Annotated in this window: 28 protein-coding genes and 4 pseudogenes; 18 read left to right on the top strand and 14 right to left on the bottom strand. The window is 41.6% G+C overall.

What is annotated here, in order from left to right; all coding sequences use genetic code 11:
* Window positions 1-44 precede the first annotated feature (44 nt).
* Together I2494_RS18120 and I2494_RS18115 are read right to left on the bottom strand one after the other, a co-directional pair.
* A complete protein-coding gene (locus I2494_RS18120; RefSeq protein WP_218468471.1) occupies window positions 45-2,645 on the bottom strand; it encodes a fimbria/pilus outer membrane usher protein in 2,601 nt (866 codons plus the stop codon).
* Between the two features lie 95 nt (window positions 2,646-2,740).
* Entirely contained in the window at window positions 2,741-3,322 is a 582-nt protein-coding gene (locus tag I2494_RS18115; protein WP_228351007.1) for a fimbrial protein, read from the bottom strand.
* Between the two features lie 1,381 nt (window positions 3,323-4,703).
* On the opposite strand from I2494_RS18115, the gene I2494_RS20790 reads away from it, so the two are divergent.
* The 4 genes and pseudogenes from I2494_RS20790 to I2494_RS18095 all read left to right on the top strand — a co-directional run.
* Window positions 4,704-4,985 carry an ECs_2282 family putative zinc-binding protein gene (locus tag I2494_RS20790; protein ID WP_414843175.1) on the top strand — a complete coding sequence of 94 codons (282 nt, stop codon included), beginning with the start codon at window positions 4,704-4,706 and terminating at the stop codon, window positions 4,983-4,985.
* Between the two features lie 249 nt (window positions 4,986-5,234).
* A complete protein-coding gene (locus tag I2494_RS18105) occupies window positions 5,235-5,456 on the top strand; it encodes a hypothetical protein (protein WP_218468468.1) in 222 nt (73 codons plus the stop codon).
* A 66-nt stretch (window positions 5,457-5,522) separates the two neighbouring features.
* Window positions 5,523-6,226: pseudogene (locus tag I2494_RS18100) on the top strand (IS6 family transposase).
* 443 nt (window positions 6,227-6,669) lie between these two features.
* Window positions 6,670-6,873, top strand: a pseudogene (locus I2494_RS18095) (OLD family endonuclease); the annotation flags it as partial.
* A gap of 305 nt (window positions 6,874-7,178) precedes the next feature.
* Here the strand turns inward: I2494_RS18095 and nadS are convergent.
* The 5 genes and pseudogenes from nadS to I2494_RS18070 form a co-directional block, all read right to left on the bottom strand.
* Complete coding sequence (gene nadS, locus I2494_RS18090; RefSeq protein ID WP_218468467.1) at window positions 7,179-7,505, bottom strand: NadS family protein; 327 nt, start codon at window positions 7,503-7,505, stop codon at window positions 7,179-7,181.
* A gap of 45 nt (window positions 7,506-7,550) precedes the next feature.
* A complete protein-coding gene (locus tag I2494_RS18085) occupies window positions 7,551-7,868 on the bottom strand; it encodes a type II toxin-antitoxin system RelE/ParE family toxin (RefSeq protein WP_218468466.1) in 318 nt (105 codons plus the stop codon).
* Window positions 7,869-7,984: 116 nt separating this feature from the next.
* Window positions 7,985-8,365, bottom strand: a pseudogene (locus I2494_RS18080) (recombinase family protein); the annotation flags it as partial.
* The gene (locus I2494_RS18075) at window positions 8,320-8,586 is read right to left on the bottom strand and encodes a hypothetical protein (protein ID WP_228351006.1); all 267 of its coding nucleotides are present in this window, start codon (window positions 8,584-8,586) and stop codon (window positions 8,320-8,322) included. The gene I2494_RS18075 and the pseudogene I2494_RS18080, both read right to left, overlap by 46 nt.
* Before the next feature lie 32 nt (window positions 8,587-8,618).
* Complete coding sequence (locus tag I2494_RS18070) at window positions 8,619-8,999, bottom strand: Y-family DNA polymerase (protein ID WP_228351005.1); 381 nt, start codon at window positions 8,997-8,999, stop codon at window positions 8,619-8,621.
* 148 nt (window positions 9,000-9,147) lie between these two features.
* Between I2494_RS18070 and I2494_RS18065 the strand changes: the two genes are divergently transcribed.
* The 8 genes from I2494_RS18065 to I2494_RS18030 all read left to right on the top strand — a co-directional run bounded on the left by I2494_RS18065 (window position 9,148) and on the right by I2494_RS18030 (window position 13,619).
* The gene (locus tag I2494_RS18065) at window positions 9,148-9,441 is read left to right on the top strand and encodes a hypothetical protein (protein ID WP_218468465.1); all 294 of its coding nucleotides are present in this window, start codon (window positions 9,148-9,150) and stop codon (window positions 9,439-9,441) included.
* A 456-nt stretch (window positions 9,442-9,897) separates the two neighbouring features.
* Window positions 9,898-10,257, top strand: coding sequence for a ProQ/FINO family protein (locus I2494_RS18060; protein WP_218468464.1), 360 nt, complete (start codon window positions 9,898-9,900; stop codon window positions 10,255-10,257).
* 91 nt (window positions 10,258-10,348) lie between these two features.
* The gene (locus I2494_RS18055; protein WP_218468463.1) at window positions 10,349-10,621 is read left to right on the top strand and encodes an arylsulfatase regulator; all 273 of its coding nucleotides are present in this window, start codon (window positions 10,349-10,351) and stop codon (window positions 10,619-10,621) included.
* 847 nt (window positions 10,622-11,468) lie between these two features.
* Window positions 11,469-11,903 (top strand): DUF6530 family protein, encoded by a 435-nt coding sequence (locus I2494_RS18050; protein ID WP_218468462.1) that lies wholly within the window; start codon window positions 11,469-11,471, stop codon window positions 11,901-11,903.
* Between the two features lie 252 nt (window positions 11,904-12,155).
* On the top strand, window positions 12,156-12,413 hold the full coding sequence (locus I2494_RS18045) for a hypothetical protein (protein ID WP_218468461.1): 258 nt from the start codon (window positions 12,156-12,158) through the stop codon (window positions 12,411-12,413).
* Window positions 12,414-12,488: 75 nt separating this feature from the next.
* Window positions 12,489-12,707, top strand: a complete 219-nt coding sequence (locus I2494_RS18040) for a hypothetical protein (RefSeq protein WP_218468460.1) — start codon at window positions 12,489-12,491, stop codon at window positions 12,705-12,707.
* Window positions 12,708-13,039: 332 nt separating this feature from the next.
* Window positions 13,040-13,300 carry a type II toxin-antitoxin system ParD family antitoxin gene (locus tag I2494_RS18035; protein WP_218468459.1) on the top strand — a complete coding sequence of 87 codons (261 nt, stop codon included), beginning with the start codon at window positions 13,040-13,042 and terminating at the stop codon, window positions 13,298-13,300.
* The gene (locus tag I2494_RS18030; RefSeq protein WP_218468458.1) at window positions 13,287-13,619 is read left to right on the top strand and encodes a type II toxin-antitoxin system RelE/ParE family toxin; all 333 of its coding nucleotides are present in this window, start codon (window positions 13,287-13,289) and stop codon (window positions 13,617-13,619) included. The genes I2494_RS18035 and I2494_RS18030 overlap by 14 nt, the downstream gene beginning before the upstream one ends.
* On the opposite strand, the gene I2494_RS18025 is transcribed toward I2494_RS18030, so the two are convergent.
* Together I2494_RS18025 and I2494_RS18020 are read right to left on the bottom strand one after the other, a co-directional pair.
* On the bottom strand, window positions 13,609-14,457 hold the full coding sequence (locus I2494_RS18025; RefSeq protein ID WP_218468457.1) for a hypothetical protein: 849 nt from the start codon (window positions 14,455-14,457) through the stop codon (window positions 13,609-13,611). The genes I2494_RS18030 and I2494_RS18025 overlap by 11 nt on opposite strands.
* Window positions 14,458-14,820: 363 nt before the next feature.
* On the bottom strand, window positions 14,821-15,375 hold the full coding sequence (locus I2494_RS18020; protein WP_218468456.1) for a recombinase family protein: 555 nt from the start codon (window positions 15,373-15,375) through the stop codon (window positions 14,821-14,823).
* 290 nt (window positions 15,376-15,665) lie between these two features.
* Between I2494_RS18020 and I2494_RS18015 the strand changes: the two genes are divergently transcribed.
* The gene (locus I2494_RS18015; RefSeq protein ID WP_228351004.1) at window positions 15,666-16,952 is read left to right on the top strand and encodes a hypothetical protein; all 1,287 of its coding nucleotides are present in this window, start codon (window positions 15,666-15,668) and stop codon (window positions 16,950-16,952) included.
* Window positions 16,953-18,023: 1,071 nt separating this feature from the next.
* Window positions 18,024-18,296: a hypothetical protein gene (locus I2494_RS18010; protein ID WP_218468454.1), complete on the top strand. Its 273-nt coding sequence runs from the start codon at window positions 18,024-18,026 to the stop codon at window positions 18,294-18,296.
* Between the two features lie 107 nt (window positions 18,297-18,403).
* On the opposite strand, the gene I2494_RS18005 is transcribed toward I2494_RS18010, so the two are convergent.
* The 5 genes and pseudogenes from I2494_RS18005 to umuD form a co-directional block, all read right to left on the bottom strand.
* Complete coding sequence (locus I2494_RS18005; protein WP_218468453.1) at window positions 18,404-18,700, bottom strand: hypothetical protein; 297 nt, start codon at window positions 18,698-18,700, stop codon at window positions 18,404-18,406.
* 389 nt (window positions 18,701-19,089) lie between these two features.
* On the bottom strand, window positions 19,090-19,374 hold the full coding sequence (locus I2494_RS18000) for a CopG family transcriptional regulator (RefSeq protein WP_228351003.1): 285 nt from the start codon (window positions 19,372-19,374) through the stop codon (window positions 19,090-19,092).
* Between the two features lie 32 nt (window positions 19,375-19,406).
* Window positions 19,407-20,042 carry an AAA family ATPase gene (locus I2494_RS17995; protein ID WP_218468451.1) on the bottom strand — a complete coding sequence of 212 codons (636 nt, stop codon included), beginning with the start codon at window positions 20,040-20,042 and terminating at the stop codon, window positions 19,407-19,409.
* A gap of 163 nt (window positions 20,043-20,205) precedes the next feature.
* A pseudogene (umuC, locus tag I2494_RS17990) lies at window positions 20,206-21,464 on the bottom strand (translesion error-prone DNA polymerase V subunit UmuC).
* 6 nt (window positions 21,465-21,470) lie between these two features.
* On the bottom strand, window positions 21,471-21,890 hold the full coding sequence (gene umuD, locus I2494_RS17985) for a translesion error-prone DNA polymerase V autoproteolytic subunit (RefSeq protein ID WP_218468450.1): 420 nt from the start codon (window positions 21,888-21,890) through the stop codon (window positions 21,471-21,473).
* A gap of 638 nt (window positions 21,891-22,528) precedes the next feature.
* Between umuD and I2494_RS17980 the strand changes: the two genes are divergently transcribed.
* The 4 genes from I2494_RS17980 to I2494_RS17965 all read left to right on the top strand — a co-directional run bounded on the left by I2494_RS17980 (window position 22,529) and on the right by I2494_RS17965 (window position 23,914).
* A complete protein-coding gene (locus I2494_RS17980; protein WP_218468449.1) occupies window positions 22,529-22,879 on the top strand; it encodes a hypothetical protein in 351 nt (116 codons plus the stop codon).
* A gap of 45 nt (window positions 22,880-22,924) precedes the next feature.
* Window positions 22,925-23,368, top strand: a complete 444-nt coding sequence (locus tag I2494_RS17975; protein ID WP_218468448.1) for a hypothetical protein — start codon at window positions 22,925-22,927, stop codon at window positions 23,366-23,368.
* A 109-nt stretch (window positions 23,369-23,477) separates the two neighbouring features.
* Window positions 23,478-23,669 carry a hypothetical protein gene (locus I2494_RS17970; protein ID WP_218468447.1) on the top strand — a complete coding sequence of 64 codons (192 nt, stop codon included), beginning with the start codon at window positions 23,478-23,480 and terminating at the stop codon, window positions 23,667-23,669.
* On the top strand, window positions 23,660-23,914 hold the full coding sequence (locus tag I2494_RS17965) for a hypothetical protein (RefSeq protein WP_218468446.1): 255 nt from the start codon (window positions 23,660-23,662) through the stop codon (window positions 23,912-23,914). Before I2494_RS17970 ends, I2494_RS17965 begins: the two co-directional genes overlap by 10 nt.
* Window positions 23,915-23,917: the final 3 nt, after the last annotated feature.

Here is a 23,917-nt window from a genome sequence, read left to right as displayed (position 1 = left end):
GGTTTCACTTCCTTTATTTACGTATTCATCGGGTGTTCCACCGACTAGAGGCAGTCCACCGGTATCTTGGTATGCCACTGGGACTCGGTATCGCCCTCGGGCAGCTTCGGCAGCGTGAATTTACACTGCATGTCTTTGCCCCAAGAGACGGTCAGCGTCTCGTCGCGGCGCGCATCCATTCCTGTCAGGTAGGCCAACCCGCCGTTGCCGACAATGCCCACCTCCTCGTCCTGCCCCTCAGCGGTGACAATAGCGCCCACCGGTACCGAGTGCGGTTCCTGGATAATCACCATCGCCCTGCGCCCAACCCGGGTGGAGAAGCGCAACAGCACGGCGGCCCCCTCGGTCGGCACAACCTTGCGGCTCGACTCTTTAAGCTCGACCGTCGGCGCATCAGTGGTGTCCAACCCGACGGTGTTGTAGCGGTAAGGACTCAGGTAGTTGACGATGGCCCGGCCAAAGTAGTCGGTCTTGTTGGTACTGCCCGACACGCCGATGTTGGACGCTCCCGGAGTTTCGATAATCGCGATAGTGTCACCCATCCTTGGAGCCAGAATCGCTCCCCCCTTGTACAGCACCAGTCCGCCCGACATGCCCGCCGAGAACTGGTCCGAATAATTGCTGTGGCTAACGGAGCCGTTCAGGGTGACCAAGTTGGAGTTGTAGCCTAATGACGCCGACTCGCTGAACTTGTCCTTGTAGTCTTTCTGCACATTCAGGCTGTAGGACAGCGGACTGTTCTGACTGCTGCCCGAGAGGCCGACGGACTGGCTGTAACGGTTATCTTTATTGCGCGTCAGGTTGTAGTTAACCGAGTTGTAGTTTCGGTCACGCTCGCCCCAGCGCAGCGGAATGCTGACTCCGAGGTTAAGGGAGTTATCGTTGTCACCCTTACCGTTTTTGTTATAGGTGTACGCCAAACTGACGCTGGCGGGCCCGGCCATAAAGCCGTAGCCGGCGGAGGCTGAAATGGTCTTTTCCGACGTGCCGTAGTAGCGGTCTTGGCTCAGCGTCAGATAGAGGCTGCCGTACTCCTGCATGCCCTGGTTGACGTTGACCTCTAGGCGGCTGCGGCGACGCTTGTTCCACAGGCTGTCGCCATCCTCATACTCATTGTCGTAGCCGTCCTTGCGGTGGTGGTTGCGGCTATTGAACTCCGAGAAAGAGAGAAAGTGCTCCGAACGGTACTGGTAGCCGAGAATGCGCAGGCCGGTGTCAGTGTTGTCGAACTGCTTGGCGTACAGTAGACGCACCGCGGTGCCGTTCTTGGTTTCCTTGTCGTACAGGTTCGAGACCTCATCATAGGTATAGCGCGCCTGAGCAACGTCTAGCGAGAAGGCACCTACGTTGCCGACGTTCCAGGCGACGCCTGCAGCCACGGACTGATAGTCGTCCGCCCCCAGTCCTGCGGCGTTCAGGGTAAAGGCCTCAAACCCCCGTTCCAGGCTGAGCGCCCCCATGATGGGCGTCTCGGACTGGTTGTTGTTTCTATATTCCCCGACCGACAGGCTATAGCGCATCGCGCCGGGGCGTATCATATTGGGGAGCGAGGTGTAGGGGACGGTGAACTTTTGCTCAGTACCGTCGGTTTCTTCCACCATCACGTCGAGGTCGGTGCCTATCTGCCCGGAGTACATGTCGTCAATGGCAAACGGACCTGGTGTCAACGTACTGCTGTAGATGATGTTGCCGCGCTGGCGTACAATCAAACGGGCGTTAGTGCGGGCTGTTCCCCGAATAACCGGCGCATAAGTAAATTGCGACTCCAGCAACATGCGTTCATTAGTACCCAGAGTAAAACCCCGCAGTGGAATAACCCCCATGATATTGCTGGGAGTGTAGGTATAAATATCCCCTGCAGATATTTTGGAACTCAGCGAAACAATATTTCTCTCGGCATACAACCGATCATGGTTACTCTGCCAGCCCCGATCCGGATTCTTGTTAAAGGTATCAAAGCTATAGACCCGCCAGGCACCAAAACTGGCGGTACTATTGAGACTAACGAAAGCGCTGTTGTTAATATTCCGCCCGCCATCACTGCCGCTGTTCTTCTGTCGGGAATGATAAAAATAGCCGTTATAAGCAGTACGTAACGTTGGTGTACCGTCATCCCATTCTTTAGGTGAAATCATCTGAAAGCGTTGACTATTCACCGCTTCCTGCGGCAAGGTCAGACGCAGTTGCTGATGTGCATCATCATAAAAAACTCTGGCTGCCGGAATACGCTGTTCTAAATCATCACAAACGGCTGATGCTTCTGAAGGAGCTTCTTTATTTTTTAGTGACGTCCGCCAGTTGTCATACAGTTCGGTTTTAACTCCGGCGTCATTCAACAACCGACGATTCAGACAGGGCACAACCTGCCTACCCTGTGACTGAGGAACAAAATTCACTTCATACACATCGGTGATCCGGTCATTGACCACCACTTCCACCCGTTTCATTCCGGGTGCAATGGCATTTTTGTAGAGAAAGATGTCTGGCGAAGCGCCATTCTTGTCTTTTCGCAAAAACGCACTTTCAAATTCACTGTCATTTTCTTCTGCCCACACGCCAGAAGAAAATGACAGTAAAATCGATGCTGCAATAACCGATAAAGTACATTGTTTATTTATGGTCATTCGCTTAGATAACTTTATCATTTTGACTTTCTCTCAGTCCGTTAAGTCATTTCATACCCCCCACGACAATCACTGTCGTGGGGGTTTTTTAATATCTGACTTGGGCTATTTCGTAATTAGAAATAGGAAATAACGAAGTCAGCCACTCCCGTCACGTCACCGGCTGTCACCGTGCCACCCAGTGATTTATAGGCCGCCTTATAATGCAGCACCATATTCTGCTCTAGCGGTGAAACAGGCAGTGCTGCGCCCAGATCCGTTGCCGCGCCGCCGTTCAGGTCAATTTGGATCACGCCGTTTTGCTGCATAATGGCAACACCAACGTTCTTTGCCGCCATAGCCGGAGGAGCCGTATTCGCCATCGCATGCGCATCACTCGCCGGGGAGTTGGCGGTGGTGAAGAGTGCACGAACGTTGCCCAATGCCGCTGTTGATTCACATCCGGTTAACTGGATAGAGAACGGAGTCTGCCCAGCATAAGTACCTGTCGCAGCGTTCAGCGTGGTAGTGGTAACTGGCGGCAAGGTCAGCGTAGCTGAAATTGGCTCTACGGTATCCGCAGTAACAGATGTAATCGTGGTACAGGCTGAATCCGTCACGGTACCGTTAAAAGTAATAGTTCCATCAGCCGCCTGAACAGCTGCACTACTTAAAGCCGTTGCCACAACGGTTGCTAAAAGATATTTATTGAATTTCATAACAAACTCTATGTTGGTAATACGTTATTTAATTTGAAATAACCAATCCTGTTACACATGCCACATGCTTTACTTGAGGCTGGTTACATCACTCTCTGGGGGAATGAAAAGTATAAGAACCCTCGTTGATATTCGTGATAATTATTACCTAAGTTGATAATTTATCAATAAAAAACTCACACACGTGGAAGGTGTGCTCAAGTGAAACGAATATCTTCATTACCTACTATAACACAAACATTAATTCTGTTAATTAATGTTTTTTTAGATGAAAATTCAAAACACTCAATCAAGTTGGTCTGTAATACACCTAATAAATGTTATTCACATACAGCAAAAGCGAATACTTGGGGCGACTTCAGGAGAGACCAATTTAACTTTGGATACAATTCGTCGATGCCTACAACCATCCCTGTTGTAGTACTTGAAATATGTCTCAGCCAACAGTAAGCAGAACCTCCCTATGAACCAATGACTCCGATTTAAAATACAGTCATTGCTGTCGTAAAGGACAATCTTTGCTCACCTTCTGAACACTATCGTCGGAAAACCAATTCACATCAGGCAGATAATTCATTACGATTGGAGAACTATGTATTATCCATTTCGCTGATAAAAGCAGCAGAAATTTCCTTATCCACGCAGGAAGTTTGTTTATTCTATGTCTGCATATTTTCTTGCAATGAATAAAGTTAATGGGTTGGCATCATTAGATGCATCTTCAATAAATTCAGGAAACAGCAGCTGAAAACACTGGCTCCCAATAGGAATAATGAGACCATTTTTAGGGAACAGGGAACTTCAATTCAAGCCAAGAGAAATTCGAAAGATATTGGTCGGAGAATATGAAGTTCAGTACGAAATTAGTAATTCAAACATATATATTGCGATTATGGCATACCCGATAAAATCGCTGAAACATCACAAATTATTGCCCATAGAGCCACAGAAATGGCAAGGAAGTATTACCGTGAGGGTCGACTAGCCGGAGAAGGAAGTTGTTTGACGATTGCCTGAATAGAAGCAAAGGCATGGGCGAAGAAATTGCAGCCCAAGAAATGACGAGAGCCTCTTTCACAACGGCTTTTAATCTATATCAAACAAAAAAACCAGGAAGAGGCGTCTAATAAGTATAAAGCAAGGTATTTATTAGAATATGCACATGTAAATAACATGCGATCTAAGGGGAGTTGGTGTTCAGTGAATAACAAGGTGAATTTACATTTGCCCATAAAAAAATCCCCTCGTGAAGAGGGGAAGGAAAGAAATGTGGTTATTGTATTAGTCTTGAATGCCCCCATCCTTGGGATCCTTAGTAAATATACCCGATTAATGATTTAATTGAAACAGTCGAGTCACTGGGGCTTCATATAGAGGTAGTATGACGGCTTCCAGACCCATTCGTGAGTGTTCGATACACTCAACCAAGAAGGATTTATTTATGAGCAAGGTTCAATTTAGCTGTCCGGATTGTGGTAATCAGACGTTCAAATTCGATGCCAAAATCGGTTCTCTGGATAATCTGCATGGTGCCGTTTGTAACAACTGCGGGCGAGAGGTCACTAAGGATGATGTTATTGCACATGGCAGAAATATCGTTAAGAATCGCATCCGTGAAGCTCTCAGAACTTCCATCAAAAGCCGTAACACCAAACTCAAGTAATTCATTGGTGAGAATGTCAATTTTCTCCTGAATGGCACTGATATCAATCTCGATAGTGATTGGTGCCGCTTTCTCCTTCTCCATCGTTCACCTCTTCATGGAGGGTTGCTTTCGATGTGATCAGTTTATTAAATAATTAACTTTGTGATTTTCAAAAGAATTTAGCTCGAAAATATTTTGATTATCGATCACGAAATTCGCATGGGTGTTCTATACTGTGATGAGAATCACTATCTGGATGGAGGCGTTATGAACTTAAGCGAAGAAAGAGTTGGGTTAATTGCCTATGAAATAGGGGGAGCTGTGATGCATTTAGTTGAGCAGAACATTATTGTTAGTCAAGACAGCATAGCCTCCTATCTTGAAATGAGACGTGAGATGGTTAGTGGTGCTGCATACAAATGTATTTTGAGAGATGCTGCCGAGGTGGTCAAAGGGGGGAAATATGATTACTGTCGAGTGAGGTTGTAAAGGACACTGTTGCAAAGATCGGGTTACTGGTAGTCTTCCCCAATGTTTCCACCAACAGTGATGCACATGAACGTATTCAAAGGCCGACATTTCAACTGCGATATTATTCTGTGGGCGGTACGCTGGTACTGCAAATATGGTATCAGCTATCGTGAACTGCAGGAAATGCTGGCTGAACGCGGAGTAAATATTGATCACACCACCTTTATCGCTGGGTACAGCGTTATGTCCCGGAAATTGAAAGACGACTGAGATGGTACTGGCGTAACCCCTCTGGTTTCAATACTTGACATCTCGACGAAACGGACATAGAAGTTAACGGTCGGTGGGCTTACCTGTACCGGGCTGTCGACAGTAAAGGACATACCATTGATTTTTATCTTTCCCCACAGCGTAACAGCAAAGCGGCCTACCGGTTTCTGGGGAAGATGTTAAACAGAGTGAAGCGTTGGCAGCTCCCCCGTATCATCAATACCTACAGCGTCCCAACTTATGGTCGTGCGCTGGCTTTGCTGAAACGGGAGGGCAAGTGTCCACCTGATGTGGAACACCGGCAGATTAAATACCGGAATAACGTTATTGAATGCGACTACGGTAAACTGAAACGGATAATCAACGCCGCGCTGGGATTTAAATCGATGAAGACTGCATACACCACAATAAAGGGTATTGAAGTTATGCGGGCATTACGTAAGGGGCAGGCTTCACGCTTCTACTTTGGTCATCCCTTAGGTGAAATGCGCCTGGTAGATCGGATATTTGACATTTAAGATCAATCGGCAAACCAGAAGCCGCTCCTCCACGATATCTTTGCAACAGTGCCCAAAAAAGAGCCGAACCCCAATTGCAAGACCAGCAAGGCTTACTTTAGCTGCGGTTTGTGAACAATAGAAATATACCGGGAATAAAAAAACAGAAAAGCCCGCTAGAATTATTGCGGGCTTTTATCATCCGGCATAACTGGCAAGGGTCTTTTGAGTCAGGATGAAGCCCCTATAATGATTTAGTCTCTATTATAATACAACGGCACCAACGGCGCCGCCAACAACAGCCCCCATAGCATTGAGCAATTTGCAATCAGACATCTATAGGGTTTTATTTGTTTTTTTAATAAACCAATAAGTAAATTACAAGCCTTGCTCATAAAGATAAGTTGCATTCTATATATAACTTAATGTTTCACCGGACATTACATTATTTCAGGAAAAGACGGATTCAGGTTGTTTTCACTGATACATATGACGCTAAAAAAATCATAGGAAAGGCAACCAGCACGAAACCTAACGACGTACTGGACAAGTTCTGGCCCTTAATGACTGCCGAAAAAATCATAAAATGCTCTACTTATAGAGATGGCAATAGTGACAAAATTGAGCTTATAGAAATTCTTGAAGGCATTGTTTCATTAAGCGATTGATCAAGACCTACGTTGCATAGCGGTGTGTACGTTTAAGCTTCTGTGCAACATTGTTATGCTTAAAAAATGAGCTTAACGTACAATAATTTTCGATATCCAAACTGCCCCCACATAAAGCCAGATATTCGGAGACTCATATTTTTCCCTATCACATTGCATAATTGCAGCCGCTTTATAGTCGCTACCAAGATTTATCATATCGTATGTTTGCGATGGCTTTTTCAATGTGTCCTCTCTGTAATGGGTTACAAGTCTACTCTTAAGTTTATTGTAAATAAAAAGCCACTCTGTTAGTGGCTTTAGGATTACATAGCTTTTAAGTGTTTAACTGGAGCTTCAAGTAACTTTAATGTTTTGATGACCTTCGGCTCTGTTGCTAATAGCAATAATAGTTTTCTCTGTGCACCTGTTGGATGTCTACGGTGTGTTTCCCAGCTTTTTACTAAATCGTAGCTAACACCAACTGCTTCAGCAAAATCTTGTTGTTTAAGACCGGTAGATTCTCTTATGGTCTTTACATCAATTTCATTAAAGGTATGGACATGTTTAGGGTCAGGTGTAAGTTCCCCCGTCTCTATTTTTACCATCTCTTCTGCACTTGCCAGCAGATCTGCAAATAATTCATCTCTCATATCACCTCACCGATTCCTATCGTGCGGACGTCATGTCCATAAGGTTTATTTCAAACTACCAGACACTTTCTTAAGTAGCTTTTTTTGCTCAGAAGTTAAGTTATCCTGTTCATTTTTAGGGTAAATGGTTGCTAAATAAATTCGGCCCTTTGGCGTTATATTGAAATAAATAACCCGGACACCACTGCTTTTCCCTTTACCTGGCCTCCCCCATCGGATTTTTCTAAATCCTCCGGTACCAACTATGACGTCGCCTGCTTCAGGTTCGTTAATTAACATCTCCTGAAATTCTCTAAACTCATCATCAGGCATAAGTTCTGGTCGCCGCTTACTGAACCCAGATAGTTCAATAAAAGTAAACATAGTACTCCCTGGCATTATTTTATTTAGTTTACATTATACGTGTACACAGTACACCTTTCAAGTTTTAAGTGTACTGCGTACATGTTTTTGAGTTATGCAATTTGCTGATTTGTTGTTTATGTTTCTGGTTTCAATTGTTTTCTTTTTAATCTGAAATATGTCGCTCTTGAAATACCAGTCTTAGCTATGACATTTTTTCGTTGTTCGCCCTGTTCTATTAGAACTAAAGCGGAAGACGTACCTGAATGGAGCTTTCTGCCAAATTTTACACCGGATGCCATAGCGGCCACACTTCCTTCGTTTGTGCGCTCCAAAATTCTTTCACACTCTGCTTCGGCTACTGCAGCAAGTATCTGAATAACCATTTTACCCATCGTTCCTTCAGTGCTAAGGCCGTTCTCAAGAAACCGAATGGCAATACCCTTCTTATAGCAAGCATCTACTATATGGATCATATCAGCAGTATTGCGCCCCATGCGGTCCATTTTAGTGCAGATAGCTGAATATTGGCGTTAGCAAGTTGCAGGGCATTTATGATCCCCAGTGATTTAAGTTTTACGCTTATTTGCCTGCCAATTCCCCATATATCTTCTACCGGCACAAGAGACATAAGCTTTCGTTGACGGATGCGATCGGTAAGAACGACAACACCAGATGTTGCAGGCCATTTCTTTGCAGCGTAGTTGGCCAATTTAGCTAACGTATACGTTTGTGCCAAGCCAATCCCGCACGTAAGTCCTGTAAACTGCTTTACCGTTTTCGGACTCGATGTGCAAATACATCATAATCTTCACAGCGATTTATACCTTTAATGTGTAAAAATGCTTCATCAATACTATAGATATCTGTTTGAGGAGATAAGCTTTCCAGTACGCTCATCACTCGCGCACTCATATCACCATAGAGTGCATAATTAGAACTAAAATAAGTGACATTGTAACGCTTAATTAAAGGTGCTATTTGAAAATATGGCACGCCTCTTTTGATATTTAATGATTTTGCTGCTTTGTTCATTGCAACCACAGCACCATCATTATTACTAAGAACGACGACCGGCTTATCCTTTAAGTCGGGCCTGAAAAGCTGCTCGCAGCTTGCATACATTGAATTGACATCAGCATGAAGGTACATGGCTTTACCTCAAAGTATGTATAGCGTGGACAACAACACCGAATATTTCTAATTCATCAGCAGAAACATCAATTGACTTGTAGGTGGGGTTCATAGGTTGTAAACGTAGGACGGGATGTGTGCATAACCAAAAAGACCGGAGGCTAATATGACTTACATGGAATATGAAACATTATTTGCATCCGTATCCAGGAAGAATGAAGCTCGTATAATGTTGGCCATGTTACTGGATGGGTTCGATACAGATAATTGCACTGTCGCATTAGAAGATATTGTGGATATTGATGCTATCCACGGGTACTGCGGTTTCTTCAGCACCACAATTAAACGGCCAGGTACAAGTCGGTTTTCCTTCGATGCTGAATATATTGATAGATTGTTTATTTTTTATCTCATTAATTTCGTCTTGATGAGTTTAGCAACGATTAACTTCGCGCTATAACGGTATTTTTATCTTAATTTCGTTCTTAATTTCTGAACTAAACGAGCTTTTAAAAAAGCTAGATAGCAATGCTCTCAGCGCTTGCTATCGCTGCGCTGTTTTATATACCACCCGGTGACAAGCACCGGGCAATCAACAACAGAATGTTCACCCCAGGCGCTAAAGCGCCAGCGCGCAGTACAGTTCGCCGCTTCCAGCCGCGACCGCTCCGCTACTCACTGCGTTTTACAAAGTGAACAATCACCACATCAGATAACCCTTTACATCGCTTTTTCCAGCAGGATGGAGGGGGGATCGACGATCCTTTCAGATCCGGCTGGTCTCGCGGATGAACACCGGATCCTTTAAACACGTCCGTTGCACCGCTTCTATGCTGCTAACGCAGCATGATAAAATGTACAGGGCGCTCACGGTTTGTTACGCTGGCGATGATTTTAATGCTACCCGGACTCTCCTATGACTGAACCCCGAAAAACACTGACATTAAAAAGAAAACCCGCCAAGTTAATGAGTCACGAAGACGCAATAACATTGTTAACCACCTGGTGGCCGGCCCTGTTTTCTGAAACGTCTGTAAAACCGTTGAAAGTCGGGATACGCGATGATTTACGGGCTGACAGAAAGGCGCGTGATCTTATTTTCTTTGATAAAAAAATTCGGCGGGCGCTAAAAACTTATACCCGAACACCACAATACCTGGCGGTATTGATTACGGGAGCGCCCCGCTATGATATTCAGGGTTATCCGGTTGGGATAGTTTCTGATGAAGACGCCTCTCATGCAAAGGAACGACTGACTCAAATTCAGCGTGAATGAAACACGGTAAACCGGATGGCGCGGAAATTCTGTGATATCAATCATTACATTTTACTCCTCACAAAAGCATGATATTTTCAGGACAGAAAAGATGATTAATTTAACTGCAGAACAACACCAGTTGGCAAAAATAGTCCACGACTATGCCTGTCGGTTTCCTCTGACAGAGCACGGTGATGCTCTGCTATTACAGGGCTGCTATGACTATATGAACGCGTTTAAACTGGTGATGGACAGCACATCAAAAGTCCAGATGGACTACATCTGTCTGCAATATCCCGGATATTTGCGCTTTGCAAAATGGATGGAGCGACTGGCGCAGGGGATTGCTGATGGCGTTATTGAGGTTCCTAAAGAGCACTAAAGAATAACATGCCGGAAATTTCGGCGGTTCCGGCGTAGAACCCCGTTTAGTGTTTTTTTCAATAGCGTCCATTAGCTAAACTCAACAGTTGTGACATGTTTTAATCTTGTCACACATAATATACCCCTGTCAATTAAGCTGTGCGTAACTCATTTTTGTGAGGGCAATTTGTCACAGATTTAAGGGCAAATTGTCACGGAAAAAATAGGATTTAAGGGCAAATTGTCACAGCCTGAGGGCAAATTGTCACAGCTTCAGGGCAGTTTGTCACAGTGACCCATCTGAGAGCCTTTATTGATGCGGGTTTTGAGCACTTCTAAAAAGGTTTAAAAAAGATCTTAAAAAGATCATTAAAAACTTATTAAAAATACCCTGTAAATAACGTGCATAACTCAATTTCACGATTTTACTGCAATAAGGATGTCGCTATTTCATAGCTCCACTACACCTTAAACTGCATATAAAACCCTTTAGCACGCACCCTACGGCAAGCCACCGGGCAAGTTGACTCCTGTAAATTGCAAACGTAAGAACTGAAGCAAAGCTTCAGATTCTAACGCTCCGGAAATCACGCCCTCTACGTCGCTACGCGCCATAGAGCACGCTCACCGGAGTTAATTTGCAAACAAACAAAATACATTTACAACAGTCCGTATATTTCATGCAGGGAAGAAGATGGATCGTGGATCTTAATAGATCTTGTAAGGCCCGCTGACTAACCTTCTGTGGATCAAACAGAACTGAGCTGACGCTTCTATTAAAACACAACTAAAATCATGTTGGATATTTACAAATGTTTATGAATTTTCAATTATATAATTTATAAACTTTACTAAAGGACTGTAATATGAAAATTCCAACTAACTTAAAACATAAGCCAATTCTTGAAGTTCCTAATTACGACGATATTGATGGGCCGTATATTGGTGACACTGATGCTATGGGGCTTTCGATAGGTATTGCTCAATGGAATACCGCTGGATGGACTGATCTATCAGCTAAAGTATGGCGAAACTCAGGAGATAAATGGTCACGCCAATCAGAGGAACTGCCGCTTCATAGGGTTCTTGATCTTGCATCCTTGGTTTGCATTGCGATGCAATATTGCCGTGATGGTAATAATCTTTCGTCTCCAGATGGTTTCCCTGTACAAAGATCAGGTGATAATCCAGAGCTAAAGCGTCATCTGGAACTAATGAAAAAAGAAATAGATGATAATAAAATTCACTTGGATAAAAGTTTAGAGCGTTTGGCTTTGGAATTTAAAAAGCTTGGTTATTAAAAATACATAAAAGGAATTATCTATGCTTTTATTAATAATATTGTTTGTAACGATGTTTGTTTTTACTATTACTGGATATTTTATCTGTAAGGATACTAAACCCCTTAAGATATTTTTTATTATTTTAAATATATTAAATGTTGTAGTGGTTATTTATGTTTATAAACTTCTTTCGCCATATGTATCAACGCTGAGCTGGTAGGTATATATAATACATTTACATTAAATAACTAATTGATCTATAAGGGTAAAATGAGTTTAATTAATCATATTGACTATGCAGGGGTCATGCCTGATGGTCGAAAAAGTGAAGGTTTATATACAAAATCTCTTGATTTTGGTTGCTCATTCTATTGTATTTCTGATGACAACCGATTATTAGTTGAAAATGATGATGGCACATATACTGATATTAATTACGATGGAGTTTTAGATGTTTATATTGATGATAGTGAATGTCATCAATATTTAATGACCTTTAATAAAGGGGTTCTAATTTCAATTAAGTAATTTAAATATTTGAATTTATTGTATTAGTTCTGATAATCTTGTCACATAAAAAATATTGATTTATAAGGAAATTAAATGATAAAAGTTATTGTCGATTTAAGTGAAGCTACTAAAGAAGAGATGGAAAGCTATTTATCTTCTGATTTACGAAATGCTTTAATGTCTCGTACTCCAATTCCAACACCAGGTAATTGGAATGGTCTGACCGAATTTCTGACTATTCAGACAATAAATCCATCTATTGATTGTCAAACTGGTAAGTACATAACAGTTAATGATGTGACACATCAATAAGGGGCCTCGTTTGGGAAACGGAAAATATTGTACGTTTAGCTCATTATTTAACCATGTCAACCAGTAATGAGTTGATTTAGTGCCACTGGCTATCGATTTTAATTTATAGCCTTAATCGTATCGCATTTAGGTTATCCGATTAGACAAAATCCACGGAAAACGGCGTATAGCGCTGGAGTGCATCCTGCTGTCATAGGTATCCTGTTCAAAAAACAGGCTTACAGTAGAATAATTCTCTATATCTATACTAACCCCATATATAAGAGGTGAAAAACAAAGTAAATGCGATTATATTAATGTAAGAATAAATCTTACATTAAATTGAGGTTATTATGGCACGTACAATGACAGTTGATATTGGCGATGAACTACGTGAATTTATTGATTCACTAGTAAAATCAGGCGATTATCGGACTCAGAGCGAAGTGATGCGAGATGCACTCCGCTTATTGCGTGAGAAACAAGCTGCATCACAGATTCAGGCTTTACGTGATCTATTAGCGGAAGGTATCAGTAGTGGTGAACCAGTCAGATGGAATAAGGATGCATTTTTGCTAAAAGTTCGTAACAGAGGCTCTCATGAAGGGAATTGAGTTGACTCCAAAAGCAGAAGAAGACCTGGTAATAATATGGGAATATAGTTATCTGCATTTCGGGATTGATAAAGCTGATGAATATATCGATCGGATCTCCGTAGCTTTTGATATATTGAGCGCTCATCAAGTTGGAACGCTTCGACCGGAACTTGGGGAAGATATTTTTGCATTGCCGATTGAGCAGCATGTTGTTTTCTTTATATCTACAGCAACGACGTTTTGTACATATAGATTTAATTTTACTTCAGTAACAGCAGCAATAGAACTATATGAATGTTGTATGTCAGACATAAAATCACCTATTCTTATGCGTTAATAACATGTCCAAATAAATATTTAGTGAAGGCATCTATCCAGGGAGACTCTTCTGGCCATCTTGGGGGATCAGTTAACAATAATCCCAATGTTTGCATACCAGTATGCTGAAAAGCCTTTCGTTCCGTATAATCCTCGTTATCATATCCCATTGTTTCAATAACAAAATTCTTGTTGTTGAATTGGCCTGGTATATCTACAGATAAAAGAAAATCTGGGAGAACGTAGATTATTTCTTCTTTCACATTAACTTCTATATCAAAAAGAGGTTTGGTAATCGTGAAGGTATAATTCCGTTCTTTTAGCCACTGTGCCGTCTTTGTTATTGATTGAATAGTTTGTCTTTCTAACTCACTATCCACCGGTACAGGATAGATAGAATTATAAAAGGCATGTGCATATGCTTCCCTGCAAACAACCTCACCTGCCGCATCTCGTTGATACATTAGAATCACCCAATATGGAGGTCGATTACCTTCCGTTTCACCATTTATTCTGACTCTTCTTTCGGGTCGAATTATAACGTCACCATAGCGGCCAATGAATGTGACTTCTTCTTGAGTAACATTCTCTGTCATTAAGATTTGATAAAAGGTTTTAGCTCTTCCTGATGGCCAAGGTCTCCGATCAGTTTCCAGATCATGCATTCTTGCTTCGAGTCGATTACCTTGAATCCAGGGATCAAAAAATATTATTTCATTTAGATGACGTCCATGAATAAACTGTTCTTGCTCTGTTACAGCCCTGATAGAATTTAATCCGTCAGTTTTTGTTCTGTGTGGAGTTGGAAATTCGAATTTAATTTGATTTAGTTCTGCAGAATCTAATAACGAAAGCAATAATCGAGCTAATGCTGGTAGACGTTTACGACGAATTTTATCTTTTATTTCATTATCAATAGTAGCGGTTGCTGTAATTCTAGCATTTTGATTATCGCGAGGCAGAAAGGAACGGAAATCTAATTTTTTGGTTCCAGAGTGCTTCCTTAAGGTATCTGTGTCGGTGTATCCATTATCATTCTTAGATCTATGTAGTGGGCAGTACTTAGCGTGTTCGCCTCTAAAGTTAACTAGGGTAATATTTCCTTCAGTGATTCTGGTTGTGTTTAAGGGTTGGTTTTCTGGGCCGTTACAATCACATGTTCGCCACGAGGTGCTTTTTTCCTTATAAGTTTCAATTTACCTCTCCCTTGTGATTTGCATTTAACTGTTCCGGTTTCGTTTTAATCTAAAATATGTAGCTCTTGATATTTTAGTTTTGCTTATCACTGTCTGTAATGGCTCACCTTGTTGAATCAAGGTGATAGCCAGAGAAGTGCTTGGATGTTGTTTTCTGCCAAATTTTACACCGGATGCCATAGCGGCTACCCTTCCCTCATTTGTGCGCTCAAGTATTCTCTCTCGTTCCGCCTCAGCAACTGCAGCAAGTATCTGAATAACCATTTTACCCATCGTTCCTTCAGTGCTAAGGCCGTTTTCAAGGAACCGAATGGCAATACCCTTCTTATAGCAAGCATCTACTATATGGATCATATCAGCAGTATTCCGCCCCATACGGTCCATTTTTGTGCAGATAATCACATCATCCTTTTCCGCCCTGGCGAGTAATCGTTGTAAACCTTCACGCTCATCTGTAGCCCCGGTCATCATATCTGTAAAAATACGATCTTCACGGACACCGGCATTTCTTAGTTCTTCGATCTGCAGTGTTAGCTTCTGATGACTTGTGGATACCCTGGCATATCCTAAAAGTGCCATTTTAGTCTCATAAATCGTTTTTGATACATGTGAGTATCATAATACACAATATGCGATTTATGATACTATTTTATTAAGGTTAATTTGATTGTATCAAATATCATAATATATGATACTTTTAAATTTAACCCATTGATATTCAATATTGGTGCCTCTTTTTTCATATTCGGCCCCCCTTAAAGAACCTAATCGATGGATTTATAAAAATTTAATCAATAGAATAAATTTATCTTTCCCACTATTAATTATGGCTTCCTATGACAAATAGCGTTCAATCAGTTGGTGAAGTAATGCCAAATCATGAGTGTTTTCACTGGAATACTCTATTTTGTGGTGATAAGGCCCGCGCATCTTTTAATGCATGTGTGGGAGATAACGGTGCCCCAGATATTTATAGCTACGCTGACGGCTATGCTGACAGTGTCATGTTGCTTATTGAAGATTTAAAAAATAATCGTGGTACTCTGGATACTTTAATTTATCCCATATGTTTCAACCTTAGACATTCTGTTGAACTTACTATAAAGGGACAGATTAATGATTTAGCTCATCTGGCTAGGGTACGTAAACAACCGTTAGAAAAAGCCCCTCAGTTTGGGAAAATTCTCAATCAGCATGATATTCAAAACTTATGGGATTTTTTTGTACAGAATGCTCATGATATTGACCGGCGATATTCAGAGTCTATTACCTCACTAACTCCATATATTAAATGTATTACAGAAATAGATCCCACCGGTCAAACTTTTCGATACAGCTACAATACCGAATCTATAAAGCATCTTACTAACACCAGTATTATTAATGTTCTGGTATTGCAGGAGCAGTTCATGCTTATTCGAAATGAGCTTGAAAGACTACAGTCCATTACTGCGATGATGATAAGTGAATACAGTACGGGAACATTTACTCCTCATCTAAGTAGAAACGATCTTGTTATTATCGCAAACCAATTACCTGCGCGAGACGTATGGGGTGATAAAAATTTTAAGAATATTAAAGAAAGATTAAAAATTGAATATGATATAGGCAGTAAAGAACTAAGCCAGGCATTAAAATTGATTCAAGAAACGCGTGATATGGGAAAAGTGATTGGTATTTGTTTTGCTATTCCTGGACTGTCAATAGAAGAGCTCGTTCACTTGAGTGATATATGGAAATCAGCTTGGGATATTCGAGTTCTTGAAAATAAGCTTCGAAGTTACATTAACACGCCTGAGTCTCAACCGCCAAAAGCTGAAAATATGATGAATTTATTACTGCGTGAACGAAAAGCTAAGAAGAATACAGATTATGCTAAAGATTTATTTGTTCAATGGATAACTCCTACCAGATTGGCGGGACTCTTTACTTTATTAGATAGTAATTATGCTTTTAGCGAAGACTACGACAGCCAATATTCAAAGTACCTGAATGATTTCAAGGGAATGTCACTTAATTTAATCAATTTTGAAATTCGTGATTGTTGGTTGCGCCGTGTAGGAACGGCCAACTTTCCTGCTTTAATAGTAAATAAACTGAAGTCATCGGGATTTGCTGAGGAATCTTCCTTTATGGCCGAAACTCTCTTCTCTTGAGCCAAAGTTTTTAAGCACTCGGCTTTACCCTTAACGCTCCGAACCAACAAAAAACCGCCCTTTCGGACGGTTATAAATCTTTCGATTTTACCAGCTCCCGTTTCCGCTTACTGGTTCTAGTCCCATCAAAGGAACCAGTTGATAAATTGTAATACAGCTACAATTAAGGTCAATAAAGCAATAATAAACTCTATCATTCCTCCGCTCCTACATCTCTGTGGCGCGTGAGTTACTAAGCTGTCCCCTTTCCTCTAATCCGCCCATCCAGTTAAGCTATTCACCTTTACTAAAGAAGAATTTCACCACGCTGCCGTTAAGGTTCTTGGGGGCTAACCCAACAAAGGGCTAAAATGTATTCACAAAAGAAAAAATACACTCAGCTAAACGGTTTCACATGGTTTTATTTCTCTAGCCATTTGATTATAAACGAATGTTATATTCAATTGAAAGTATATTTGATTAGTAAAGCTGATTAACCTATAATCACTTTGCTAAAGAAGAATTTCACCACATGCATACTAACAGCCCTCGCTAAGCTAGTTAGTTGCAGAAAAAAAGCCCCTACTGGGGCTTTTTGCTTTTAGAGGGAAGCTGTTTCGGTCCTTGCTAAAAGTGGAATTAAGCTATTATCATCTAACTCTTTGTCACCGTTCTCTTCCCTTCGGTTTTACCTTTAGTCACCTGAATCTATCCACAGCCCTGTGGATAAAACCAAGATTACTATACAGGGTGGTTATTGCCGTTGGTCGTCATATTATATGTAATGTATCTCGCTCGATATTGGTACCTTATCCGCTCAATTTTTTTCTCGGTTTTATCCCGTTTATTGGAGAAATACCTAAATTTTTATTTTAAATACCGAACCTATTTTGTATTTAATGTGTTAGCTATTCCTGAATATAAAATCTACCTGGACATTGGTCATAAATAACCTCATCCTGATACTGCTTTCCTGTGATAATCTCGCTTAATGTTTATACGTATTATTTAAGGATTAATATGGGTGTCTCAAAGCCATTGACCATAGCTGGGCGTCATTTTTCTACTACTACCGCCGCTAAGAAGTATTTTATGGATAAGCGTACTGAGGTTAAATCTTCTGGTCCAACTACAGAGGGAGAGTTGTTTTCTGAACTATATGAACTCTATACTCGTTACTGCGACCTTTCCCCTGGATGGGGGCTTAACGGTAGGGAGATAATAGCTTTCAGTGTCGATTATGAACTTCGTAAAAATAGAGATTATGCTCAACACCTTTGCTTCAGGGTTCATTTTTCGAATAAGGAGATACGTCCTTTCTCTATTCCTAATGCTTTAACTACCCTGGCAAATGCTTCTGTTTAATTTCTTTAATCACCTATATAAACAAGCCGCCATTAGGCGGCTATGTTATTATTATTCATATTTATGAAACCATAATTCATAATTCATAATTCATAATTATGAATTAATCAATGCAGTTTGTTTTTATCAAATTGCAATCGAACACCTGGTTTAGTGCCGGTTTTTACCCTTTCTTTCTCAATCTGGAGCATATCTTCTTTCAATGCCTCTCTGAGTCCTGTTAGCTCATCTACTGGTGAAGTTGTATTATCTAATTTATTAACCAGTTCCTTGGGGCAAAACGAGCAGACCCCTACCCCTTTCACTCTGTCAACTTTTCGCCAGGAACATACATCCCTGTATTCATCTACACAAGCATTGTTATCTGTACAACCACATCCAATACACACAGCTACATTTTTCATATAATCCCCTTCCCTTTTCATACTTCATAAATATGATTTATGAAATGTGAATGTTATTGGTTTTACTTTCATTTTTCTCTTTGCCATCAAATGAAAGATTTCAGAATAATATGAAATATGATTTCATAAGTATGAATTATGAAATCATGTATATTATTTTTTAATGGGTTTGTTTTTTATGTTGCAGTAAATAAATGGTAATCAGTATTAATGCAGCACCGGCATAAAATAGTAAGAAAATCCCAAAGTTGATAACGTCCGAGAAATAAACATATACGGGTAATAAAGTCATTATCAATATTGCCACTATAAAAACCAACATAAGTAGTGGGTCAAATCTTTGTTTCATAATTACCTCACCATATGAAGTGTGAAGTATGAATTAATATTTATGATTTCATACTTCTAAGGTACATATTGAACGCCTCTCTGGCGATAGCGCTTACTGTTCTTGGTCCTGTGCCGTTGCGTTTGTTATCTCTGGCTAGGTCTTCTATTTCAATAAGCATAGAGTCCGGGAGGGAGATTGTTGTGCGTGAAACAGTTTCAGCTGCGGCCACTGGAGCGGGTTTACTTTCAGGTATGTCTCTACGAATTTCTGCGCCATAGGGTTTATCTGCCAAACGGTTAGCTAATGCTTCAGCTGCTTCTGGCGTGACAGTGTGACGATTCACTGGAGCCTGTTGGCTAGGTTTCTTTAAGGCCATTAGAACACCTCATCAAGTAACGCTAAAATTTCTTCTTTAGCTTTTTCATTTTCAGTTTCTAGTACAGACATTCCTTGTGACATGACATCACGGTAAACCTTTCTATAACAACCAACTGCATCAAGCGGTGTAAGCCCCTCAAACTCCCTTACATACTCCAGAAACTCATTACGTTCAGTACCACGTAATAAAGGATTTGTTGTTGCCATAGTTTGGTAGAGATAAACCTTCAGGTCAGGGTTTAAGTCGCGCATAGCGATAACTTGCTGCTGCAGTTCAACAATAGTATCCAAATCCAGCTGCGAGCACTGGTGAGGTGCAATAATATTGTGTGCCACGGTACCGCCAGTTATTAGCTCGCGACTGTTACGTCCTGCTACATCTACTATAACGTGGCCAAATTTCTCATCCAGACTGCGTAATGTCTGAGCTATATTGTCACGTTTTTCAATGAGCGTAATCTGTGGCAACAATCCAGCTTGCTCGCGTTCTGCATACCAACGAGATGCGGAACGCTGTGCGTCCGCATCCACAAGGCAAACATCAGCCCCTCTCAGTGCTAATCCGATAGCAATGTTTATTGCAGTCGTCGTTTTTGATGCTCCACCCTTATTTGACCCAATAACAGAAATCATATTTCATCCTTCATACATGTGAATTCATAAGTATGAAATCATACTTATAACTTATGTATTAATATTCCATAGGTTAACGTGTAAAGCAACAATAATATGAATTGTGAAATAAGAAATATTACTTCATAAGTATGAATTCATACTTATGAAGTAATAAAAGAGATCAGGATAGAAATGCCTGAGGTATATCATTCCAGTTTGTTGTATAGGAAGGGGAAAGCATGTCGCGTTTCATTTTCCAGCTCTTTGCTATTCCTTGTCCGCCAAACCAAATTTTACCCAGGCCTGTGGAATTAATACTATCGATTACCTGCATAAGGGGTTCACTGTTCAGGTGAGGCGGTGATGTATCAAATAAATCTAACTGCCCAGGCGACTGCAAAAGTCATTCAAAATTATCCCCGCTTTCTGGTACCGGTGGCCATCACGCCAGATTTGCTTCAATCCGCGCATTGCCGCTGCAATAATTGCGCGGGTATCGTTCGTGGCTAACATCAATACCTGATTTGCGTTATTGCTGTAATAAGCATCATTCGAAAATGGGCTGCTACGTATAAAGACACTGATATGACGGCAATATTGATGTTCTTGTCGCAATTTTTCTGCCGCCCGCTCCGCGTACTGGCAGATGGCCTGCTTCATATCCTGAATGCGCGTTATCTTCTCACCAAAGCTGCGGCTACAGATGATTTGTTGTTTGGAGGAGGGCATATCGATAGATATACATGGCATGCCATTAAGCTCACGTACCGTCCTTTCTGTGACGATACCGAACATCTTATTAATGTACTGCATGTTTGCATCAGCAAGCTGAAGTGCGGTGTTTATTCCTAATGATTTCAACTTTACACTGAGTTTACGACCAATACCCCATATATCTTCAACATCAGTCAGAGCCATTAATTTACGCTGTCGTTCACGTACGTTGAGAACGACAACGCCATTGGTAGCTGTCCATTTCTTTGCTGCATGATTAGCTAGCTTTGAAAGTGTATAGGTTGGGCCTATTCCTATCCCACACGTCAGTCCTGTCATTTGTTTTACAGTTGCCCTGACGCGATGACCGTACTGATGCAAATCTTCACAGGCATCAATGCCAGATATATGCAGAAAAGCTTCGTCGATACTGTAGATATCAATTTTTGGCGCAAGACTTTCAAGGGTGGCCATAACCCTGGCACTCATATCGCCGTATAGTGCGTAATTAGAACTAAAAGAAGTGACATTGTAACGGTTGATAATGGCTTTCAACTGAAAATAAGGGGTGCCTCGTTTGATGTTGAGCGCTTTTGCCGGTTTATTCATTGCAACTACGGCGCCATCATTATTACTGAGAACAATAATGGGCTTGTTTTTCAAATCCGGCCTGAAGATTTCCTGGCACGACGCATACATTGAATTCACATCAGCAAGTAAATACATGATTAATTACCTAAGTGTGTGTACGGCATGGACAACAACACCAAAAATTTCAAGTTCATCAGCATTAATATAGATAGTGCCATAAGCGGGATTCATGGGTTGCAGGCACAGGACAGGATGTATACATAACCGTTTAACTGTAAATTCACCCTCTACGGCCGCTATAACGATATCTCCGTGATTGGGAGTTAAAGCTTTGTCAACAATGAGTAGATCGCCTGACATGATCACTGCTTCTATCATTGATTCCCCGGATGCTCGCAGGAAATAAGTAGAAGAAGGATGCTGAATACAGAAATCGTTTAGATCCAGACTTTGCTCAATGTAGTCTTGTGCCGGTGATGGGAAACCTGCAGGACAGCTCTCCATAAACAACGGCAAGGAAACGGATGACTTAATCTTTGGTTTTAAAATTTCAGTTTTCATAATTTTATAATACTGTTTATATATACAGTTATTATTATGGTGAAACTCAGCTTGAACACAAGTTGGAAACACTTATGAATTGATAGTCCTCTGTTTTAGCTATGAAAATAATTTACTTATTGCCCTGGTTCGTCATAGTGACAGAATGCAAAGAGTAAGATTGTGGGTACCTTCGGCTCACCGGCTGCGCCAGCTCGTCGCCTGCACTTCAGCTGGTCCGCGCCAGCGCAGTCCAGCTTACGCAGAGCCGCGCCCTGGGCGTGTCTCTGTCCTGTCGGATAGCAACCGATGCTTGAAGGTCAACGGAAGGCGCTTGCTATGGCCATTCTGGCCATGCCGCTTTCACTGACCTGCAGGAACTGCAGGTCGTTAATGGCGCCACGCCGTTCCGTCGTGTCGGGTGTGTTCATCTTCATCTGGACTCCTTGGACCCTCTCTCAATGAGTTTTCGCGGGGCTTGTCGTAGCACCATCCCCCGACTGCCTACAAGGGTAAATGAACTCCGTCAAAAACTTTCCGGGCTATGCCCAAAAACTTTTTGCCTCCGCCCTTGCAGGCAGTCGTGTGCTGTTGCTCCTTGGCCCTCGCCGCGAAGAACTCACCGAGAGATGGATTAACCACTAACCAGGAGCACTAAAATGAACACACAAAACGTCAACACCGCCGCTTCAGAATCTTCCGAAAGATGGGGTGCGAAAACTAACATTCTTATTCAACTGACAGAGTATGAAGGTGAGCTGATGGTGATGGTTGCAAACAATCGCCTAAACCATTGTGAAAGTGTTTTTGTAACACCAGAGCAAGAAAGGGCAATTGATATTGCTGAAAATATCAGTGACTTGATTGCAAGTGGTCAGGTCACTACAGCGGCACAATTTCAGGTCATAAATGACATGTACCAGTATGGAAAAGTCATGTATCACGCAGCCTGGAAAATGTGGTTAATCGACCGTTTTTCTTCTGATGTTGGCATCAATGAAGCGGAATAGGTGTTCTTTTTTTAATTCGAAGCAACCCTGAAATAAGGAATGAATATGTCAAACGTCAATATATTTACTCAGGCTCAAAACTTGATCAATTTCTATAAACCAACACTTAAACCAGATGTCGTTGTAGCTGTTGAGTCAATCGATCGCTATGGAAGCGAACATTTTGAAATCCGTGAAAATGGTCGATTGATATGGAGAGCATGGGCGTATGAAAAAAGCTTTTTGTTTGATTTAGAAACGAACCTGAAGCAACAACAAATAGCCGAACTTGCGTGTATTCCATTAACCACCGATCAAGCTATGGATCTGTACAACTATGTTGTGAGTAATGGGAAAGGTACCGGCAGTTGTGCGGCTCCGGAAGTTCCAAAAAATGCTGAAGAGATAAATATCCTGACTGATGGAATGGACGTGTATACCGTCTGGATTATCGATGGTTGGCCAACAATCGCTTCTGAAGAACTGAGTATGTGCAGTTGGTCAATTTAAGCAGAGTGGAAAAGACAGGCTGGTACCTGTCTTTTCCTGTTTAGGCTGGAAATGGCAACCCTATTGCAGAACCAGCTTTACCCATCAATAACCTGAAACGGAGCGCAACATGATTATTGACCTCGATATCGTCGCCTTAGGTAAAGATATTGTCAAACATTATGACCTAAAACTACCTATAAAAATGCCCCTGCTGACAACAGTGCAATTTAGTGATCTGTTGGATGAGCTGGAAAAATTACGCACAGAAACACCTCCAACTGCAACAAGTAAAAACGCAGGGGATGTGCAATGTCATTAGAAACCTGTGAAGTCGGTACCCAGGAAGAAATAAATACGCCAGTTCGGCCTCAAAATAAGCATTATTTGATGGTCGATTACAAAAAGGCGTTCATTAAATTATTTCAGGAAACGGCACGCTATAAGCATCGTTATGAGTTATTTAGAGACTGGATAACAGTCTGTTCTATTGAGTTTGAAAATGTCGGGCATCGTATTAACGGTGATGCCGAACAGTTCCAGAAAAAGGAAGAGCAATATCAGTAATCT

Source organism: Limnobaculum allomyrinae, assembly GCF_016649425.1.
GTDB classification, from domain to species: domain Bacteria; phylum Pseudomonadota; class Gammaproteobacteria; order Enterobacterales; family Enterobacteriaceae; genus Limnobaculum; species Limnobaculum allomyrinae.
This window is presented reverse-complemented; position numbering and strand designations above follow the sequence as displayed.

Coding starts and splice junctions, on each gene's coding strand:
- I2494_RS18120 (WP_218468471.1), bottom strand. CDS start 2,645: ATGATAAAGTTATCTAAGCGAATGACCATAAATAAACAATGTACTTTA.
- I2494_RS18115 (WP_228351007.1), bottom strand. CDS start 3,322: ATGAAATTCAATAAATATCTTTTAGCAACCGTTGTGGCAACGGCTTTA.
- I2494_RS20790 (WP_414843175.1), top strand. CDS start 4,704: ATGACGGCTTCCAGACCCATTCGTGAGTGTTCGATACACTCAACCAAG.
- I2494_RS18105 (WP_218468468.1), top strand. CDS start 5,235: ATGAACTTAAGCGAAGAAAGAGTTGGGTTAATTGCCTATGAAATAGGG.
- nadS (WP_218468467.1), bottom strand. CDS start 7,505: ATGAGAGATGAATTATTTGCAGATCTGCTGGCAAGTGCAGAAGAGATG.
- I2494_RS18085 (WP_218468466.1), bottom strand. CDS start 7,868: ATGTTTACTTTTATTGAACTATCTGGGTTCAGTAAGCGGCGACCAGAA.
- I2494_RS18070 (WP_228351005.1), bottom strand. CDS start 8,999: ATGTACCTTCATGCTGATGTCAATTCAATGTATGCAAGCTGCGAGCAG.
- I2494_RS18065 (WP_218468465.1), top strand. CDS start 9,148: ATGACTTACATGGAATATGAAACATTATTTGCATCCGTATCCAGGAAG.
- I2494_RS18060 (WP_218468464.1), top strand. CDS start 9,898: ATGACTGAACCCCGAAAAACACTGACATTAAAAAGAAAACCCGCCAAG.
- I2494_RS18055 (WP_218468463.1), top strand. CDS start 10,349: ATGATTAATTTAACTGCAGAACAACACCAGTTGGCAAAAATAGTCCAC.
- I2494_RS18050 (WP_218468462.1), top strand. CDS start 11,469: ATGAAAATTCCAACTAACTTAAAACATAAGCCAATTCTTGAAGTTCCT.
- I2494_RS18045 (WP_218468461.1), top strand. CDS start 12,156: ATGAGTTTAATTAATCATATTGACTATGCAGGGGTCATGCCTGATGGT.
- I2494_RS18040 (WP_218468460.1), top strand. CDS start 12,489: ATGATAAAAGTTATTGTCGATTTAAGTGAAGCTACTAAAGAAGAGATG.
- I2494_RS18035 (WP_218468459.1), top strand. CDS start 13,040: ATGGCACGTACAATGACAGTTGATATTGGCGATGAACTACGTGAATTT.
- I2494_RS18030 (WP_218468458.1), top strand. CDS start 13,287: ATGAAGGGAATTGAGTTGACTCCAAAAGCAGAAGAAGACCTGGTAATA.
- I2494_RS18020 (WP_218468456.1), bottom strand. CDS start 15,375: ATGGCACTTTTAGGATATGCCAGGGTATCCACAAGTCATCAGAAGCTA.
- I2494_RS18015 (WP_228351004.1), top strand. CDS start 15,666: ATGCCAAATCATGAGTGTTTTCACTGGAATACTCTATTTTGTGGTGAT.
- I2494_RS18010 (WP_218468454.1), top strand. CDS start 18,024: ATGGATAAGCGTACTGAGGTTAAATCTTCTGGTCCAACTACAGAGGGA.
- I2494_RS18005 (WP_218468453.1), bottom strand. CDS start 18,700: ATGAAAAATGTAGCTGTGTGTATTGGATGTGGTTGTACAGATAACAAT.
- I2494_RS17995 (WP_218468451.1), bottom strand. CDS start 20,042: ATGATTTCTGTTATTGGGTCAAATAAGGGTGGAGCATCAAAAACGACG.
- umuD (WP_218468450.1), bottom strand. CDS start 21,890: ATGAAAACTGAAATTTTAAAACCAAAGATTAAGTCATCCGTTTCCTTG.
- I2494_RS17980 (WP_218468449.1), top strand. CDS start 22,529: ATGAACACACAAAACGTCAACACCGCCGCTTCAGAATCTTCCGAAAGA.
- I2494_RS17975 (WP_218468448.1), top strand. CDS start 22,925: ATGTCAAACGTCAATATATTTACTCAGGCTCAAAACTTGATCAATTTC.
- I2494_RS17970 (WP_218468447.1), top strand. CDS start 23,478: ATGATTATTGACCTCGATATCGTCGCCTTAGGTAAAGATATTGTCAAA.
- I2494_RS17965 (WP_218468446.1), top strand. CDS start 23,660: ATGTCATTAGAAACCTGTGAAGTCGGTACCCAGGAAGAAATAAATACG.